At 63.7% G+C, this 17,199-nt stretch carries 23 protein-coding genes; 14 read left to right on the forward strand and 9 right to left on the reverse strand.

Annotated elements, in window-relative coordinates; translation table 11 throughout:
• From prcA to lepB, 5 genes are all read left to right on the forward strand, one after another.
• Positions 1-672: a proteasome subunit alpha gene (gene prcA / locus OXG30_05685; protein MCY4134388.1), complete on the forward strand. Its 672-nt coding sequence runs from the start codon at positions 1-3 to the stop codon at positions 670-672.
• A 37-nt stretch (positions 673-709) separates the two neighbouring features.
• Complete coding sequence (pafA, locus tag OXG30_05690) at positions 710-2,068, forward strand: Pup--protein ligase (GenBank protein ID MCY4134389.1); 1,359 nt, start codon at positions 710-712, stop codon at positions 2,066-2,068.
• A 64-nt stretch (positions 2,069-2,132) separates the two neighbouring features.
• A complete protein-coding gene (locus OXG30_05695) occupies positions 2,133-3,050 on the forward strand; it encodes a WYL domain-containing protein (GenBank protein MCY4134390.1) in 918 nt (305 codons plus the stop codon).
• A complete protein-coding gene (locus OXG30_05700) occupies positions 3,047-4,003 on the forward strand; it encodes a WYL domain-containing protein (GenBank protein ID MCY4134391.1) in 957 nt (318 codons plus the stop codon). The genes OXG30_05695 and OXG30_05700 overlap by 4 nt, the downstream gene beginning before the upstream one ends.
• Positions 4,004-4,017: 14 nt before the next feature.
• Positions 4,018-4,656 (forward strand): signal peptidase I, encoded by a 639-nt coding sequence (gene lepB / locus OXG30_05705; GenBank protein MCY4134392.1) that lies wholly within the window; start codon positions 4,018-4,020, stop codon positions 4,654-4,656.
• A 13-nt stretch (positions 4,657-4,669) separates the two neighbouring features.
• On the opposite strand, the gene OXG30_05710 is transcribed toward lepB, so the two are convergent.
• Complete coding sequence (locus OXG30_05710) at positions 4,670-5,521, reverse strand: metal ABC transporter ATP-binding protein (GenBank protein MCY4134393.1); 852 nt, start codon at positions 5,519-5,521, stop codon at positions 4,670-4,672.
• A complete protein-coding gene (locus tag OXG30_05715; protein ID MCY4134394.1) occupies positions 5,518-6,264 on the reverse strand; it encodes a glycerophosphodiester phosphodiesterase in 747 nt (248 codons plus the stop codon). The genes OXG30_05710 and OXG30_05715 overlap by 4 nt, the downstream gene beginning before the upstream one ends.
• Positions 6,265-6,334: 70 nt before the next feature.
• Between OXG30_05715 and tatB the strand changes: the two genes are divergently transcribed.
• The 9 genes from tatB (at position 6,335) to OXG30_05760 (ending at position 12,794) form a co-directional block, all read left to right on the forward strand.
• On the forward strand, positions 6,335-6,658 hold the full coding sequence (gene tatB, locus OXG30_05720) for a Sec-independent protein translocase protein TatB (GenBank protein MCY4134395.1): 324 nt from the start codon (positions 6,335-6,337) through the stop codon (positions 6,656-6,658).
• On the forward strand, positions 6,655-7,518 hold the full coding sequence (gene tatC / locus OXG30_05725) for a twin-arginine translocase subunit TatC (GenBank protein ID MCY4134396.1): 864 nt from the start codon (positions 6,655-6,657) through the stop codon (positions 7,516-7,518). Before tatB ends, tatC begins: the two co-directional genes overlap by 4 nt.
• A 5-nt stretch (positions 7,519-7,523) precedes the next feature.
• The gene (locus OXG30_05730; GenBank protein MCY4134397.1) at positions 7,524-8,135 is read left to right on the forward strand and encodes a hypothetical protein; all 612 of its coding nucleotides are present in this window, start codon (positions 7,524-7,526) and stop codon (positions 8,133-8,135) included.
• Between the two features lie 55 nt (positions 8,136-8,190).
• The gene (locus tag OXG30_05735) at positions 8,191-9,369 is read left to right on the forward strand and encodes a M20 family metallopeptidase (GenBank protein MCY4134398.1); all 1,179 of its coding nucleotides are present in this window, start codon (positions 8,191-8,193) and stop codon (positions 9,367-9,369) included.
• A gap of 47 nt (positions 9,370-9,416) precedes the next feature.
• The gene (locus OXG30_05740; protein ID MCY4134399.1) at positions 9,417-11,033 is read left to right on the forward strand and encodes an FAD-dependent thymidylate synthase; all 1,617 of its coding nucleotides are present in this window, start codon (positions 9,417-9,419) and stop codon (positions 11,031-11,033) included.
• Between the two features lie 116 nt (positions 11,034-11,149).
• A complete protein-coding gene (locus OXG30_05745) occupies positions 11,150-11,665 on the forward strand; it encodes a hypothetical protein (GenBank protein ID MCY4134400.1) in 516 nt (171 codons plus the stop codon).
• Positions 11,662-11,895, forward strand: coding sequence for a hypothetical protein (locus tag OXG30_05750; protein MCY4134401.1), 234 nt, complete (start codon positions 11,662-11,664; stop codon positions 11,893-11,895). The genes OXG30_05745 and OXG30_05750 overlap by 4 nt, the downstream gene beginning before the upstream one ends.
• Positions 11,896-12,021: 126 nt before the next feature.
• Entirely contained in the window at positions 12,022-12,399 is a 378-nt protein-coding gene (locus tag OXG30_05755; protein ID MCY4134402.1) for a GNAT family N-acetyltransferase, read from the forward strand.
• Positions 12,396-12,794 (forward strand): NUDIX domain-containing protein, encoded by a 399-nt coding sequence (locus tag OXG30_05760; GenBank protein MCY4134403.1) that lies wholly within the window; start codon positions 12,396-12,398, stop codon positions 12,792-12,794. The genes OXG30_05755 and OXG30_05760 overlap by 4 nt, the downstream gene beginning before the upstream one ends.
• Here OXG30_05760 and OXG30_05765 read toward each other — a convergent pair.
• The 7 genes from OXG30_05765 to OXG30_05795 form a co-directional block, all read right to left on the reverse strand.
• Positions 12,787-14,139 (reverse strand): hypothetical protein, encoded by a 1,353-nt coding sequence (locus tag OXG30_05765; protein MCY4134404.1) that lies wholly within the window; start codon positions 14,137-14,139, stop codon positions 12,787-12,789. The two genes, OXG30_05760 and OXG30_05765, sit on opposite strands and share 8 nt — an antisense overlap.
• Positions 14,140-14,216: 77 nt before the next feature.
• Complete coding sequence (locus OXG30_05770; GenBank protein MCY4134405.1) at positions 14,217-14,588, reverse strand: hypothetical protein; 372 nt, start codon at positions 14,586-14,588, stop codon at positions 14,217-14,219.
• A gap of 4 nt (positions 14,589-14,592) precedes the next feature.
• On the reverse strand, positions 14,593-15,009 hold the full coding sequence (locus OXG30_05775) for a hypothetical protein (GenBank protein MCY4134406.1): 417 nt from the start codon (positions 15,007-15,009) through the stop codon (positions 14,593-14,595).
• Positions 15,010-15,019: 10 nt separating this feature from the next.
• Positions 15,020-15,421, reverse strand: a complete 402-nt coding sequence (locus OXG30_05780) for a hypothetical protein (protein ID MCY4134407.1) — start codon at positions 15,419-15,421, stop codon at positions 15,020-15,022.
• A gap of 8 nt (positions 15,422-15,429) precedes the next feature.
• Complete coding sequence (locus OXG30_05785) at positions 15,430-15,636, reverse strand: hypothetical protein (GenBank protein MCY4134408.1); 207 nt, start codon at positions 15,634-15,636, stop codon at positions 15,430-15,432.
• A 37-nt stretch (positions 15,637-15,673) separates the two neighbouring features.
• A complete protein-coding gene (locus OXG30_05790; protein MCY4134409.1) occupies positions 15,674-16,387 on the reverse strand; it encodes a type II secretion system F family protein in 714 nt (237 codons plus the stop codon).
• On the reverse strand, positions 16,384-17,199 hold an 816-nt coding region (locus tag OXG30_05795; GenBank protein ID MCY4134410.1), incomplete at its 5' end, for a hypothetical protein. The genes OXG30_05795 and OXG30_05790, both read right to left, overlap by 4 nt.

Consider the following 17,199-nt stretch of genomic DNA (forward strand, 5'->3'; position numbering starts at 1 on the left):
ATGCCCTTTTACGTAGCGCCCGAGCAGCTGATGAAGGATCGGGCCGACTTCGCCCGCAAGGGAATTGCCCGCGGCCGGGCTCTTGCTGCGCTCAGCGTTCGCGACGGCATCTTGATCTGCGCCGAGAACCGCTCCAATACATTGCGCAAAGTCAGTGAGATTTACGATCGCATCGCCTTCGCCGGTGTGGGCCGCTACAACGAGTTCGACCAGCTCCGCATTGCCGGCGTGCGCCACGCCGACCTCAAGGGTTACACCTATAGCCGTGAGGATGTGGATGCCCGGAGCTTGGCCAACCAGTACGCCCAAGTGCTGGGCCAGACCTTTACCCACGAAATGAAGCCGATGGAGGTGGAAATCCTGGTGGCTGAGGTGGCTACCGATGCCGACGGCGATCAGATGTTCCACGTTCTCTACGACGGTACGGTGAACGACGAATCGGGCTTCACCGTTCTAGGTGGTGAGGCCGATTCCATCGCCGAGAGGCTGGGTGAGACCTACGACCGGGACTGGCCGGTCGGCGATGCGGTCCAAGCCGCGGCGGCAGCGCTGGCCACCGATGAGCGGACGCTGGAAGCCGATGACCTCGAGGTGGCCATCCTGGTGCGCGAGACCGGGAGGCGGGCGTTCCAGAGAATCGAAGGCGACGAGCTGACTGGGCTATTGGGCTGATGGAACGGCGGACTTCCGGCATGGGAAGCGGATAGGCATGGAGCGTCGGATCTTCGGGATCGAGAACGAATACGGCGTCACCTGCGCGCTGCGGGGCCACCGCCGACTGAGCCCCGACGAGGTAGCCCGCTACTTGTTCCGAAGGGTTGTGTCCTGGGGGCGCAGCAGCAATGTGTTCTTGGTCAACGGGGCCCGGCTGTATCTGGACGTGGGCTCGCATCCCGAATACGCCACCCCTGAGTGTGACTCGGTCTACGACCTGGTAGCCCACGACAAGGCCGGCGAGCGCATTTTGGAGACCCTCATCGAGAGCGCGGAGCAGCGGCTTCGGGAAGAGGGCATCCAGGGAGACATCTATCTGTTCAAGAACAACACCGATTCGGCCGGAAACAGCTACGGCTGCCACGAGAACTACCTCACCAGCCGCCGGGATGACTTCTCCGAATATGCCGAGGTGCTGATCCCGTTCCTGGTCAGCCGCCAGATCTATGCCGGAGCAGGCAAAGTACTCCAGACCGCCCGAGGAGCCACCTACTGCATAAGCCAAAGAGCCGAGCACATCTGGGAGGGGGTCTCCAGCGCTACCACCCGTTCCCGGCCCATCATCAACACCCGAGACGAGCCCCACGCCGACGCCGAGCGATACCGGCGGCTGCATGTGATCGTGGGGGACTCCAACATGAGCGAGTACGCCACCTTCTTGAAAGCAGGAGCGACCAGCATTCTGCTGCGGATGCTGGAGGACCCTTCGGTGGCTCTGCGGGATATGACCCTGGACAATCCGATCAGGGCCATCAGAGAGATCAGCCACGACCCCACGTGCATGCGGCGGATACGACTGGCCAGCGGCCGTGAGGTAAGCGCGCTGGAGATCCAGTCGGAATACCTCGACCGCGCCCTCAAGTACGCCGACAGTCGAGAGCTGGAGCCGCAAGACAAGCAGGCCCTGCAAATGTGGGAGCACTGCCTGACCCGAATCGCCGATGATCCCTTGAGCCTGAGTCGAGAATGCGACTGGGTGATGAAGTTCCACCTTGTGGAGGCGTATCGGGAGCGCCACGATCTAAGGCTGAGCGACCCTCGGGTGGCCCTGCTAGATCTTCAATACCACGATGTGAATCGATCCCGCAGCCTCTTCTACCGGATGCAGAACCGGGGCATGGCCGAACGGATGTGCGTGGACGACGAGATCAGCCACGCAGTGGAGAACCCACCAGCCACCACCCGGGCCCGACTCCGGGGAGAGTTCATACGGAGGGCGAAAGAGCGCAAACGGGATTACACCGTGGATTGGGTGCATCTGAAGCTGAACGACCAAGCACAGCGAACTGTCCTTTGCAAAGATCCGTTCCGAGCCCACGACGAACGGGTGGAAAAGCTGATCGAATCCCTGTGAAGTCTTCGTCGCGCTGATGGCTGCCAGTTCCAGAAGAAAACCGGAGCAGGTCAGGCTGGAGCGATTGCTTCGACTCATTGCCGCGCTGATTGACACGCCTCGCTTTCTTTCCATCGAAGAGATCCACAAGAGGGTGGGAATCTCCCGCGGCGCCGACTCGGCTGGCTATCCGGAGAACGGGGCGGCCGCCAAGCGGGCCTTTCATCGAGATATGAACGAGTTGGCCGACGCCGGAATCCCGGTCATTTCCGGGCCGGTGCCCGGTCAGGAACGGGAGACCTGGGGATACCGAATCCGCAAGCAGGACTACTCGCTGCCGGACATGGACTTCGAGGCTGACGAACTCGCCGCCTTGCACCGGGCGGCCACCGCAGTCCGATTCGACGGGGTCTCCGGTTCAGAGGCGCTGTGGAAGCTGGGCGGGAGGGTGGGGGAGGGGACAGAGGCTGAATTGGCTGCGGTGCCGGTTCATCCCGTACTGGCAGACCTGTTCCAGGCAGTCACCGAACAGCGAGTGGCCGGGTTCGCCTACGGCGGGCAGGATCGCGCCATTGAGCCGTGGACCCTGGCCTTCGATCAGGGGCACTGGTATGTGGTGGGCCACGACCGCTCGCGCGACGACAAGCGCACCTTCCGGGTGGACCGAATCGAAAGCGACGTGACCCTGGGGCCCTCCGGCGGCTTCCAGCAGCCCGACGACGCTGCTGGCTGGGTGCCCATTCAGCCTTGGAAATTTGGGACCGAAGCACCGGTCAGTGCCCGCCTTAGAGTCGACCCGGAGCAGGCAGTCTGGGCCGCTCGGCGCCTCGGACAAGAACCGGTGGCGAAAGAGGGCGACGGCTCGGCGGTGTTCGAGGTTGTGGTCCGCAGCACAGATGCCTTTCGCTCTTTGGTCTTGGAGTTCCTTGAACACGCTGAGATCGTCAGCCCCCCGGAACTGCGTGCTGGCGTGGTGGCCTGGCTCGAGGAGTTGAGCCGTTGAGCCGGCTGAGCGCGGGGGATCGCCTGCGGCGGATGCTGGAGCTCGTTCCCTGGGTTATGTCTCAGGGCGGGGCAGAGCTAGACGAGATTTCCCAGCGGTTTGACTATCCGGAGGCAGAGCTGAGAGAGGATCTAGTGAGGGTTCTTTTCGTGGTGGGGCTACACCCCTTCACCCCTGACGAGCTGATAAATGTGATGGGCTTGGATGAAGAGGACAACGGCGGTTGGGTGGCAATCAGCAACGCCGACTACTTCTCCCGTCCGCTGCGGCTTACGTCCGGCCAGGCTCTCGGGTTGATTGGGGCCGGAGAGGCCTTGCTGTCCGATGCCGATCCCGATGGTCCGCTGAGCCGCGGATTGGCCAAGTTGGCTGCGGGCCTCGGAGTGAGTGTCGGAGAGGATTTGGCGGTGAGCTTGGGGGAGTCAGCCGGGGAATGGGTTGAGCCGCTATTGGGTGCGGTCGCCGATCGCCGCCAAGTTCGAATTCGATACTTCAGCTTCGGAAGAGGGCAGGAGTCCGATCGCATCGTCCACCCGTACAGGGTTTTCTCTGAGATGGGCAACTGGTATTTGCAGGGCAACTGCCTGAAGGCCGGGGGCGTGCGGGTGTTCCGCATCGACCGAATCAGATCCCTCGAAGCGCTGGAGGAATTCTTTGACCCGCCTGATGAGACTCGCCAGCCGTCGGCCTTTGAGGCCCGGTCGAGCGACCCCCGGGTTGTGCTGCGTCTGGCCCCGGGCGCTTCTTGGGCAATTGAGAAATACCCGACCGAGAAGCAGGTAGTCCTGGACAGCGGAGAGATCGATGCCACAATGCCAGTGAGCCAGATCAGCCGGCTGGAACGGCTGTTGCTCCAGCTCGGACCCCAGGCCGAGTTGCGTAGAGCTGATCCGCCGGTTGCCTCAGACCAAGCCCGAATCGCCGCCCAGCGGGTGCTGGCCCGGTACCGCTAGGGGAAACGCGGGCCATGAGTATCGACCAGCCGGAGGCCCCGGGGGGCCTTTCAGCAACTTCCGATGGCGAGGAAGTCCCTGAGAACGACAAGAAGGAGAAGTCCACGGCTCGTGCCATAGCGGAGTGGGTGGCGGTCTTGGCCGGTGCACTGGTACTGGCCCTGATACTGCGCTCTGTGCTTTTCCAGGCCTACTACATCCGGTTCACATCCATGGAGCCCACGCTGGGCAACGGCGACCGAGTCCTGGTGAACAAGCTGGGCTACGACATCGGCGACGTCGATCGTGGGGACTTGGTGGTGTTTGAGCGGCCCCGGGGGGTAAGTGGCCGCCAAGAGGACGATCTCATAAAGAGGGTGATCGCCTTGCCGGGCGAGGTAATCGCGTTCGTCGAAGGGGACGTGTACATCGATGGGCGGAGGCTCCACGAGCCCTATCTGGAATCGTCGGGAATCACTACCGGCAAGACGCCCTCCGGGTGCGCGGCAATTGTGGACGAGGGATGTTTGATTGGGGCCGGGGAGGTGTTCGTCATGGGCGACAACCGGCCGAACTCAACCGATAGCCGGACATTCGGCCCCATTTCTGAGGACCTGATAGTAGGCCACGCCTTCCTGAGACTGTGGCCGATGACGGACTTCGGCCGCCTCTAGCTGAGGCAGACCACTAACGGTCGAAGTGCTCGTGACCGTGGCCGTGGTCGTTGAACACGTGGGGAACACCGCCCTCGTGGCTGTCGTGCTCTCCGTGGAACACACAGTCGTCTTCGTCGCCGTGGGCCATGTGGAGGCCGAAGGCTGCTTGGAGATTCTTGTTGGTAAGCACCTCGCCGGGTGTTCCTGCCGCAACCATCCGATTGGCTAAGAGAAGCACCTGGTCGCAGAGCTCGGCCTCATCCATGTGATGGGTTGATATGACCACGATCCGCCCCCGCCTGCGCTCATCGTCAATAGTTCGAATAATCGATTCCTGGCTAGGCATGTCCAAGCCGGTGATGGGCTCGTCCATCAGAAGAACATCGGCGTCGTGGGCTAAGGCTTGGGCCACCATCACCCGCTGGCGTTGGCCTCCCGACAGCTCTCCGAACTGGCGATTCACCAGATCGGCTACTTCCATGCGCTCGGCCGCGTCTTCAATGATGATCCGATCCGCTGGCCCAAAGCGCCTAATGAGACCTCGGTCCCGAAAGCGGGACATCCGCAACACATCGGACACTCTCAACGGCATCCACGTTCGCAGCCCATGCTGCTGAGGTACCAACGCCACCGATTTCTCGGATGGGCGGGGTTCGATGGTTCCCTCCGATGGTTGTGCGAGGCCAGCCAACAAACGCAACAAGGTGGTCTTCCCCGAACCGTTGGCGCCGACTAGAGCGGTGGCAGTGCCGTGGTCTAACTGGCAGGTGACGCCCTGAACCGCTACGTGGCCGTTGCCGTAGGTTGCCGCAACATTGGTCAAGTCGAAGGGTTGTCTGTTGTGAGTAACCAGTGCTTTGAGGAAAGCGGCACGCTCGCTCATCGCCGTTCAGGATACCAGCCTTCCAATGCCACCCTCATGCGGTCGACGTGGTCGCTGTATACCGCGTCGATTCCCATATCCAGCAATTCGTTGAGCACTCGGGGCTGCTGCGCATCCCATCCGAAGCACATAACTCCAAACCGGTGGAACAATGTGACTAGGCCACCGGTCCAGTCGGTCTGATGGAGGTTCACCGAGTCGATCCCGGATTCGGCTAGCACCGCAGCTCGCCGCTCCGGCCCACCGGCCATGCGGCTCAGCCGGGTGGAATTGCATAGGCGCACATCAGGCCATTGCTTCCGCAGAAGGACCAGGGTGTCGACATCGGGGTGGCACAGCCACAGGCGCTCTCGGAGTGCCTCGCCGGTGTCGGCGGCGACCGCGTCCACACTTTCGACCACCGCCGACGCTGCCCCGGCATCCTTCAAGTCGAGCGATAACTCGAAGTTGGCGCCGCACTCGCTGTAGAGCTCGACCAGGGCCGGGATGTGGTCGGGCAGTTCGTCGCGGCGGCAATCAGAGACAGGACGCTTTCGACGCCATCGGGATGAGCGAACCAGGCCATCATGGTCGAGCACCGCCTGGCCGTCTGCGGTCACCCAGACATCGCTCTCCAGACCGGCAGCTCCCATCTCCAACGCAAGCGAGAAGGCAGCCAGGGTGTTCTCCCGCTCGTGGGCTCGAGCGCCCCGATGGGCGAATCCCAGAGGCGGAATTCGAAGCGGAGATATCCGGGGAGGCACGCCTTCATCATTGGCTGCTGCCTTGGGCTCGGACAACCTCAGAAAGCAAGTAGAGCGGTAGCCTCTGGGGGTGGGCAACCTCGGATGGGCTGAGATCGCGGTGATCGTGGTGGTGGCCCTTGTGGTCTTGGGGCCTGAAAAGCTGCCCGGAGCGGCCCGTCAGATCGGCTATGTAATCCGACAGGTGCGCAAGATCTCCACCGGGTTCCAGCAAGAACTGCAAAATGCCCTCGACGAGCCCATTGAGGAGGAAGCCCGCCGTCGAGGCCGAATTGCCGTCGAAGAGGACAAGCTGGCCAGCGGCAAAGAAAGCGAGCCAAGAGCGACTACCGACGGTGAGAAGGAAGGTCCGGGAGCAACACAGTCCTTCGACCAACCGCAAAGCAGCCCGTGAACGACACGGGGATGGACCGCGCCCGCTCGGCTGACGAGACCATGCCCTTGATGGGGCATCTTGTTGAGCTGCGGTCGCGACTCATCAAGTGCATTTTGGCGGTGGCGGCCGGGGCCGTGGCCTGCTGGGTGCTCTATCCCCAGATCCTGGACCTGATGGTCCAGCCCTACTGCGACATTGTTCCCGAACAGGCCGTGGTTGAGGAGGCTGCCCGACAAAACCTCTTCGGAGGATGCGAGCTCTTGGTGCTTGATCCGCTGGAGCCGTTCTCCGTTCGGCTGACCGTCGCGGGCTACGGCGGGCTGACCCTGGCCATTCCGATCATTCTCTGGCAAGTGTGGAGGTTTGTACAGCCCGGTCTGTACCCTCGTGAGCGTCGCCACGCGGCGGCATTCACCGTGATCGGCGCCCTTCTGTTCGCTCTTGGTGCTGGCCTGGCCTATTGGAGCATCCCCCGAGCGCTTAAATTTCTGGCCACCATCGGAGGCGAAGACCTGGTTACCGGCTTTTCGCCGGCCAAATATCTGTCCTTTGTGATCAAGATGATGGCCGCGTTCGGTATTGGCTTCGAGTTCCCCATACTGCTGGTGTTCTTGCAGTTCGCGGGGATTATCCACTACCGGCAGCTCATTCGGTGGCGGCGTTTCGCCATTGTCGGCATTGTGGCCCTCGTGGCGGTGATAACCCCCAGCGGAGACCCGTTCACCCTGATGGTGCTGTCGGTGCCCATGTACTTGTTCTACGAGGCGGCAATCGTCGTTGGCTGGCTGCGCGACCGCCGCGATCGCCGCGAGACAACCGACGAGGCCGACGCCAATGCCCTTGAGGCAACACCGGCTGGTTCCCCCAGCGAAGACTGAGCGACATGCCAATCCGTCGAGGGGAGGACTGGGGCGAAACCGGCGGGTTGGGACTCAACGGCATGGTAGTTGACAACGATGCCGAAGCCCGAAGGCTGATAGAGGGGGCCCGCCGGACCAATCGCCCGCTGCCCGAACTCGGGCTGCTGGGAGGAGATTTGTGTCGTACGCTCGGAGGTCGGGGCGATGCCGAGGCAATTCGCTCACCGGAGGCGTGGCGGTTCGATGTGGATCTGGGGGCCGTATTGCTGGACGGTCGCCTATTCTGGTTCTGCGCCCATCTTGTTGCCCGGAGGAAGGGGTGGGTTGGTGAGGCTCTCGTGGCCATGAATGCGGCTTGGCGAGGGACCTGGAATCTGGGTCCCAAAGCCCACCCCGGCGATGGGTTGCTGGACATCTCCCACGGGCATTTGTCGACCGGAGATCGGCTGCGGGCCCTGCGAAGGGTCGGCACTGGGGACCACTTGCCCCACCCCCAAATTCGCTGCCATCGCGCGGGCGCGTTCCAAGTCGAGTTCCAGGGGCCGCTGATGGTGGAGTTGGACGGGGAGCCGGTCCAGCGGGCCTCCAATTTGTCTATCCGGGTGGAGCCGGCCGCGCTCACCGTGGTGGTCTGATCACCGCGTTGGCAGATACGCAATGGAAGACAGGAAGGCAACTAGCATTCGGCCCGTGACACCCGATGTGGCCAAGCAGCAGATGGCCTCGGAGGTGGATGCTCGAGCAGCCCGTCTGCTCAGCGTCTCCCACCAGATCCACGAGACTCCTGAACTCTGCTTTGAAGAGCATGCCGCCCACGACTTGTTGTGTACCGTCTTGGAAGAAGAAGGCCTTGATGTGGAGCGATCGGCCTACGACCTGGATACGGCTTTCGTGGCAAGGGCTGGCCGAGACGGGCCCCATATTGCGGTGATATGCGAATACGATGCTCTGCCCGAGATCGGGCACGCCTGCGGCCACAACGTCATCGCCGCCGCTGGCTTGGGGGCCGGGCTGGCCGCGGCAACCATGGCCGAAAAGCTTGGGGGACGCGTCAGCATTGTCGGCACTCCCGCGGAGGAGGGCGGCGGAGGCAAGTGCTACCTGCTTGAGCGGGGCGCTTTTGATGGCATCAGCGCGGCCATGATGGTTCATCCCGCCAACCATGAGCTCACTCTTATGAGCGCCATTGCGGTGGAGCAATTGGAGGTGACCTACACCGGCCAGTCGGCCCATGCGTCTGCCTCGCCCCACAAGGGACGAAACGCCCTCGACGGCGCGGTGTTGGGGTACATGAATGTGGCCGCGCTCCGTCAGCACATACGCCCCGACGAGCGCATCCACGGCATTTTCACCCGAGCAGGTGACAAGCCGAACATCGTTCCCCACGATGCGGCCGCGGAGTGGTACGTCAGATCGCCAAAACTCGACAGCCTGGCTGAGCTGCGAGAGAGGGTGGTGGCCTGTCTCGAGGCCGGTGCCACCGCCGCTGGGGTAGATATCGAGTGCCAGTGCAAAGCGCCCATCTACGCCGACATGATCAACAGCGAAACCATGCTGGAGCTCTACGCCCGGAATGCCGCGGCAGAGGGACGGGTGGTGAGCGAGCCGCAATCCTCATACTCGGTGGTGGGCAGCACCGACATGGGAAACGTCAGCTACGCCGTACCCTCGATCCATCCCATGATCAAGGTGGCCCCCGATGATGTGGCCATCCACACCCCGGAGTTTGCCCACTATGCGAAATCGCCGAGCGGTGATCAAGCGGTGCTCGACGGGGCGAAGATCATGGCCATGACGGTCGCAGATCTGTGGCTGAATCCCGACGTCCTTGGTAGGGCGGCCGAAGAGTTGGCCCATGCCCGGGCCTGAGATGTTCTCTCCGCCGCTGAACTCCAATCAGCAACAGCCCTCTTGAGATGAGCCAGTACGTCGCCGAACAGTTCACCGCTGAGGAAGAGGACATCCTCCGCCGGTACTTCACCAATCTGGACCAGCCGGTGTTCGCCTTGGTGAACCTGCCGGAGGTGGTCAAAGGAGCGCTGTTCGCGCGCTACAGCCGTTCAGCGAAATCGCTCCGGCGGCTGTTCTTGGACGAATTCGTCGGCGAATTGGACATCAGCGGTGACGTGAGCATTGATGCCACGGTGGGACTTCGACGGGCCGAGGAGCTATATGACCGGGTCTTTTTCGAGTACGGGGATGACTCGGTGGCCCAGTTGGGCGGTGTCCATCTGGCCTGCGAGCAAGCCTCCAACATCTTGACCAAGGTGCTCGAGTGGGGTCGGCTGATGTCGTACTTGGAGCAGTCCACCCGATACATCGATTACCTGGCTCGCATCGGAGGCCGATATCGGTACTACCGCGATCCCGAGGTCGGAGAGTCACCTCTGTCGGGCCGCTACGTGGGCGACATGGATCGGATGTTCGAGGCCTATGGCGAACTTCTGCCCGCTCTAACCGAGTTCTTCCGCCAGCACACCCCAAGGGATCCAGATTCCTCCGATTTCGCCTATCGCCAGGCGGTTCGGGCCAAGGCATTGGATTCGGTTCGGGGGGTGCTGCCCGCGGCGACGGTATCCAACGTGGGCATTTACGGCACCGGTCAGTCATATGAGCTGTTGCTGCTGCGGATGCGGGCTCATGACCTCCCCGAGGTTCAGGCCTATGCCGATCTAATGCTGACCGAGCTGCGCAAGGTAATTCCATCCTTCCTGAAGCGGGTGGATCTGGAGGATCGAGGAGTGGTATGGACCAGCTATATGGGCGACGTTCAGGAGTCGATGGAGAGCGTGGTCGCCTTTCTGCTGCCGGCCGACATGGTTGCTGACAATGCCCCGATCGTTCGCTTGGTGGATTACGACCCGGATGCAGAAGAGAAGATGGTGGCCTCCATGCTGTATCCCTATACCCACCTGCCCGAGGAACAGCTGGAGCGAGAGGTCGAGGCGATGGGAGTGGAAGACCGCCTTTCGGTGGTGCGCGCCTACGTGGGTGACCGGAGCAACCGGCGTCACAAGCCGGGACGGGCCTTGGAACGGCCCTTCTACCGGTTCGACGTTCTGGCAGACTACGGCGCCTTCCGGGATCTGCAACGGCACCGCATGCTGACCCTGGAATGGCAGAAGCTCAGTCCTCGACACGGGTTCACTCGTCCCGAATCGGTGGAAGCTTCGGGGTATGCCCCGGTTTTCGACGAGGTTATGGAGCGGTCGGCCGCTCTGTACGACATACTGAATCGAGACTTCCCCGAGCAGGCTTCCTATGCAGTGAGCTTTGCCTACAAGGTGCGCTTCGCGATGAGCATCAACGCTCGGGCGGCGATGCACCTGATCGAATTGCGCACCACTCCGCAAGGCCATTCGGTGTACCGAGGGATCGGACAAGAGATGTGGCGTCTGATTCGCGACGAGGCCGGCCATGCCGCGGTGGCTGAAATGATGAGATTTGTGGATCTCAGCGAAGAACCTCCGCTGGGCCGTCTTGATGCTGAGCGCCGCGCCGAGGAGCGGCGTCAAGTACGAGAACAGGCGTGAGCCCGAGAGCTCCATTCGGATGAGAAAATGTTTCTTCCAGGAAGACCACACATGGCCGGGGTAATGGTGTCTATGATCCGCGCTGATCGGTATGCCTGAGGAGGTAGCAGGGGAGCATGACAGACCCTGACGAACACGACGAGATTCCGGACGAAGAGTTCGAGGATGGAGACATCGACGACCTCGGCGACGAAGTTGGCGACGACCTCGACGAGGGATTCGATGCCGTCATCGAAGACGGCGAGATCGACGACGACCTCGACGAGGACCTTGACGACGACCTTGACGAGGAAATCGAGGAAGAGGAAGAGGACAGCAAGAACGGTCCGGTTCGGAATGCAACCATGTCCGATGACGATGACGGCGATGGCGAGGACATTGATCCCGACAATGTGGAGGCCGACCTCGACACAATCCTGAAGGATCGATTGGCGGCCGGAGACGATGAGGACGAGGACGAGGAGACGCCTGAACCGTCCCCGGAGGCCTCAGGTCAGGTGGCACCCAAACGTGATAACGAGTGGACCTGCGAAGGGTGTTTTCTGATCGTCAGCTCGAGCCAGTTCGGGCCTCGCGACAATCCCCGCTGCCCATCGGGGGAGGAGCCTTGCCCATCGCTGGTCCGGCTGTGAGTTCTACCGACAGCGCTGAGTCCTCTCGGGAGGCGCTGGACCGGCTGCTGGATACCGTCCTCTATGCCCCTGTGGGGCTGTTCCTCTCGGCAGGCGCGCCGCCCTCGGAGTTGGCGGAGCGGGGTCGGCGGCAAGTGGAGGCGGCGCGCCTGCTTGGTCGCATGGCCTTAGGCCACGCTTCGACGCCGTCAGAGTCGAGCGACAACACGGCTGAGCCGAAGTCGGGCTGAGCGGTGGGGGAGCGGCCAAAGCAGGGCACAGCCCGGCCAGCCCGCCGCGGAGACATTGGCACGATTGCCGACTTGGCCCGGGAAGCCCGTCGCGAGGCTCGAGACTACCGAGGGGGGGCGCGCTGGATGGCCGCCGAAGCCGCTCCTGAGCCGCTGGAAGACTACCTGAAGGAGCTGATGGCCGACCCCGGGGCCATCGTGCTGGCCGGCGTCTGGGAGGATGCTGTGGTGGGGTACAGCTGGGCTCGTCGGATAGTCCGCCAAGACGGGTCGCCCATTGCCCGGATTGAGGAGTTGTTCGTCACCCCCGAGGCCCGGTCGGTGGGCGTGGGGGAGTCGCTGTTCAATGCCCTGGCTCAATGGGCCCGAGAGGAGCAGTTGACGGCGATGGACGCCTTTGTGCTGCCAGGTCACCGCGAGGCCAAGAACTTTTTCGAGACGTTCAAGATGACTGCTCACGCGCTGATCGTCCACACCCGCCTCGAACAAGACCAAGAGGAATGAACGGGCCGGAGCTGTGCGTTGGCGCAGTGGCGGTGCGCGACGGCGCCATTTTGCTCATTCGTCGAGGCACCCCGCCGGGTGAGGGGCTGTGGTCAGTACCCGGAGGTCGGGTGCAGCGGGGAGAAACCCTGGCTGATGCTGTCCAAAGGGAGTTGAGAGAGGAAACGGGCTTGGACGGGGAAGCGGGAGATGCCGTGGGCTGGATCGAACTGATCGGACGGCGCCGTCACTATGTGGTGGTGGACTTCTGGGTGGCGGTTGACCCCGACGCGATACCCGTGGCCGGAACCGACGCATCGAACGCCGCTTGGGTATCGTTCGAAGAGCTTGGACAGTGGGACTTGGTTGATGGCCTGCACCAGTTTCTGACCGACCACCAGGTGATCCCTAGGTAGCGGCCTGCTTCCCCGCGCCCCGACGGCCGCGCTTGGGTGGCGGAGTGGGCTCCACCCCAAACAAGGCCGCAATGTGGGGAACCCGCTCGGAGAGCTTGGTTACCTCGTCAACCAACTCCTTGTCGGGCTTTTCCGGGATGCCCTGGGGCTGCACAGTTCGGCGTACTGGTGAGAATGCCACCGCGCCGAGGACAGTGGTCCAGCGCTTTGTCGGCGTATCGCTGGTCAGAGCGGCGCTGGCTGCCTCAGTCAGACGAGTGACCATGTCCTGGGGGAGGGGTACCCCGGCCTTAGGGGGTCGTGAGCTGAGCCGTAAGGCTCGGACCATGCGGCCGTCGGCCAGCGTGGCGGCCACCTCAGCCAGCCATTCGGCGTGCTCTCGGTCGACCCGCTCGGTGAGCTTGGTGCGAAGGTCCTCAGCCATCGCCTTGGCTTCCTCGTCGGCCGCTCCGGCCTCGGCGGCTACTACCACCGAACGAAGGTCGCGCAGGTCGATGTCGTGGATACCGGCCAGCGCGGCGTCGGCGCGATCACGCCATTCAGCGGCGCGCATGCGGGACAGCAGCTTGCCGGCAACGCTCAAGAAGTCGTCGGCGGGCTCTGGTTTCGGGGATTCGGCCGGCGACTTCGCCTCCGCGGGTTCCTCTATGGTCGGGGCAGCTGCTTCAGTGTCTGCGGTTTCTTCTGCGGTTTCGGCGGCTTCTTGGGCTGATGCTTCAGTGTCTACGGTTTCTTCTGCGGTTTCGGCGGCGACCTTTTCGTCCGCTTCCTTCTTGGCTTTGGCGGCATCGCGGGCCTTCTTGCGCTGGTCGCGCAGAGACTGCTCTACCGAGCTGACGCCCTCGCGCACCATTCGCTCCGCCACCGGCTGTTGATCTTCGGGCAGGCCTTCGATAAGCGCTTGGCGGTGAGTTCGGCCGGGGCGCAGCCGCTTGGCCTTGGGGCGATCGTCCTGGCTGCGAGACTCTTGGGGATAGCGCTCCTTTCGGTCGCCTCGGCTGTGCCGATCCTGACGACCGCGGCGGTCGCCCCGTGGGCGGTCACGGTCCCGGCCCTTGCGGCTGGACACTAGTTGGGTGGTTACCAGGGGCTGATCCCGGCCAGAGCCCAGAATCTCGAGAGTCTCGGGCATGGGCCGCTTCTTCTTGGACTCAAATGCCTCGATGATCTCGATGCCGTCCATGTGGAACTCAGCCTCGACAGTCAGCTCGTCACCCACGGTGGCGGAGAAGGCGATGAGATCGCCGGCCAGCTCGCCCTTGGGCTCACGGGCGCCTGCGGCCCGCCAGGTCCAAGAGCCATCGGGCCGCTGGCTGGTCAGCTCAATATCTATCCTTCGAGACACCGGCGGTCACGCTACCGCATGAGCGTATGCATTCAGAACTGCTAGCGGTCGCCGGCCGTGTGGTGTTTCGGACAGGGTCAGCACGGCGCCAACACCGTTGTTGCTGAGCGACCGAAGCCTCCCAGTTCAACCGCGGTCACCGCGGAGGCTGGTGATAGTCCGGTGAACACTCGGGGATGCCAGGGGACGCGCCCCTCGACTCTCAGGACTGGGTTGCCTTCAACTTGCTGGATGCACCCTGACAACCTGGTGCCGTTGAGGCGGGTCTTGTTGACCGCGCTGGCACTGCATCCCTGACCACCGCACCCGTCGATAAAGGCGTCTGCGGCCCGTTCAGCCCTCATGGCGGCCAGATTCCGGCTGGTTATCAGGTCGCCATGGTCGGCCAGCGATCCGGTGGCCACCGCCACAGCCAGCCCCAGCGACAACAGCACAATCGGGGTGTACATCGCTCTACCGCACCGATTCAACGCTGGTGGCCACGACCCGGTTGGTGGCGAGTAATCCCCCCAAAGGCACCGGACAGCTGACCACGGTGGCCACCGTTGGGGAGGCGCCAGACTTGCGGGCCGGGCGTGGCTGGGAGATCAAGCTGACATCGAACGCGGCGTCGGCCTGATCGCATACGCCTGCGGTTGCGGCCAGGCCAGACTGTTCAACTGTGGCCACCATCTCACCCCATCGGCTCCGGGCAGATGGCTCGGTCCCCCCGGGAGAGGAGGCCAGGGCATCTGCGGCGTGCTGGGCCGCGGCCTCGGCAAAGGTCGAGGTCCGATATCTGGCTGTCCCCAAGGTCCCGGCGGCATCCAGCACCACCATTCCCAGCACCAAGGAAGGGAGGATCAGTAAGAAGGCGATGGCGTCGCTCATGGGGTTGACCTCAACACGAGCCGGGCACGCTCAGCACGGCTGTGCGGACCGCGGCGCGACAAGCGGTAGCGGTGGTGTGCAGCAAGCGCACCCGGGTATCCAACGGCGCGGCGGTTACCGTGGCAATCAGGTTGCAGGCGTCGGCCAACACCTCCACGGCCACCGGCTGTACGGCGAGGTGGTCTATCTGGCCCCAGGCTGCTCGGGCCGCGGCGGTGACCGCTTCGGGTGGGGGAGTGGTTTGGCACTGCCATCCGGCGGCGGTAGCAGCCTGGGCCGCGGAGCTGGCCGCCGACTGGACGGCGGCGTCGACCGACAGCCGGGTGACATGGCGCACGTACAGCCCGGTGATGGTGGCCAATAGCAGCATCAACAGCACCGACGTGCGCAGGACTACAAGGGAGGAGGTCATCAGGCTCTTTATCCAGTGCAGGTCTTTGGAGGTCCATCTGCCCAAGTGCCGCCAACGGCAACACACAGCTCTTTGGTGGTTATCCGGGCATAGTCGATGTTGTCCCCCTCTTCGGGGGCACTCGAACTGAGTTGGGCGTAGACAATGATCGATACGATGGCGGCAGCGGCGATGCCGACGACGATCAAGATCATCTGGACAATGGCTGATTGCATGACGGGTTTCTCCTGAGGTTGAGACGACCGGTGGCCTTCAGAGCACGAAGATCACAGCGGCCATGACTACGAGACCAGCGATGGCGGCCACCAGGGTGACCGTGGTTCCGATGGCCCGGCTGAGCTGGTCGATTGCCAGGCGCCGCTCGGACTCCAGGGTCCGAACAGATCGGGACAAGGACTTGTCCAACAGGTCTGAGGAGGCCGCGCCGGCCCGCTCGGCAGCCACCACCGAAGCCAGCAGGGGCTCGGCGGGAGAACCGGCAATGGCCGAGGACACCGCGGGCAGCGGGTCGCGGCCGGCGTCCAGGGCAGCCCCGATGGCCCCCTGGGCCACGGTGAATGCCCGGCCGGAGATGGTCAGAGCGGCGTTTACGGCGGCGGCGTTGATGGGTTGGCCCGCCGACGTCAGGAGCCGCAGCTTGCGCAACCACTCGAGCATCTTCTGGTCCCGCTCACTGCGGTAGGCCGCGGCGGCAAAGGCCCGAACGGCGGCCGGCACCAGCCGGGGCAGCCAGGTTCCGGTCACTACGGCCATGGCCAAGCCCTCGGTCCAACCGTATGTTGCCAGCCCGACCAGTACACCCGCTGCCGACCCGGCAACGGCCACAGCCCAGCCCATCGTCGATATCTGATTGGGCGGCCACCCCATTGCCGCCGCCTGGACCGCAGCCCGGCTGCCGGTCTTGGGCGGGGCAAGGAGCAGAACGGCCACAGCGGTCACTCCAGACAAGCCAACCAGCAGGATCATCGGCTCAGTCTCCAGGCCGGGGCCAGCACTCGGGCACACAAGGCCGCGGCGAGCACGGCCAAGAGAAGGAGAAGCTGCTGTCCCTGCGGAGAGGTCAGCCACCGGCCCACGTCCTTGGCGGCGAAGCCGGTGATGGCCAACATGGCGACGGCCATCACCACTGTGACGGCGATCTGGGGCATGAGTGCGGCCACATGCCGGTGGAAGTGCCGCGCCGTGTCAGCCGCCTCGTTGGCCTCCTCGGCGAGGACCCCGGCCAAGCCGACCCACTGGGATCCACCCCGGAACGCCTCGGTCAGCACCGTGGCCAGCATTTCGGCAACTGGGCGTCGGATGGCGGTGGCAAAGCGGTTGGCGGCTTCCACCAGTCCTCCGGTCTCGCATTCGGCGGCCATACGCCGGGCAGCCGAGCCGACCTGGCCGGGGATCAGCGGCGCGACCTGGCGCACGGCCTCCACCACCGTGGGGGCCACCAAGGCCTGGTTGGCCAAGCCGTTGGTCAACTGGGCCAGTTCGTCGGACTCCCGCAGGCAGCGGCGCGAGCGGGTCTGCACAGCTACCGCCCAAACCCCGATGGTGGTCAGGACCATGGCTGCCAGCCCGGTGGCCGCCCCGACGAACAGCAGTCCGAGGACAAAGCCGAGTCCAATCGTCGCAATTGCTGCAACCGTCTCGACTCGAAGGGAGCGACGAGGGGACAACACCACGCTTCCCAGCAACAGTGTGGTGGGGCAGCTCCCAGAATTTGGCCACCAGATGAGGGACATCAGCGCGATCCCAGCGACCAAGACGATGGCGGTGGGCCCGGTCAT

It is taken from the genome of bacterium (assembly GCA_026708015.1).
In the GTDB taxonomy this organism is placed as follows: Bacteria; Actinomycetota; Acidimicrobiia; order Acidimicrobiales; family Bin134; genus Poriferisocius.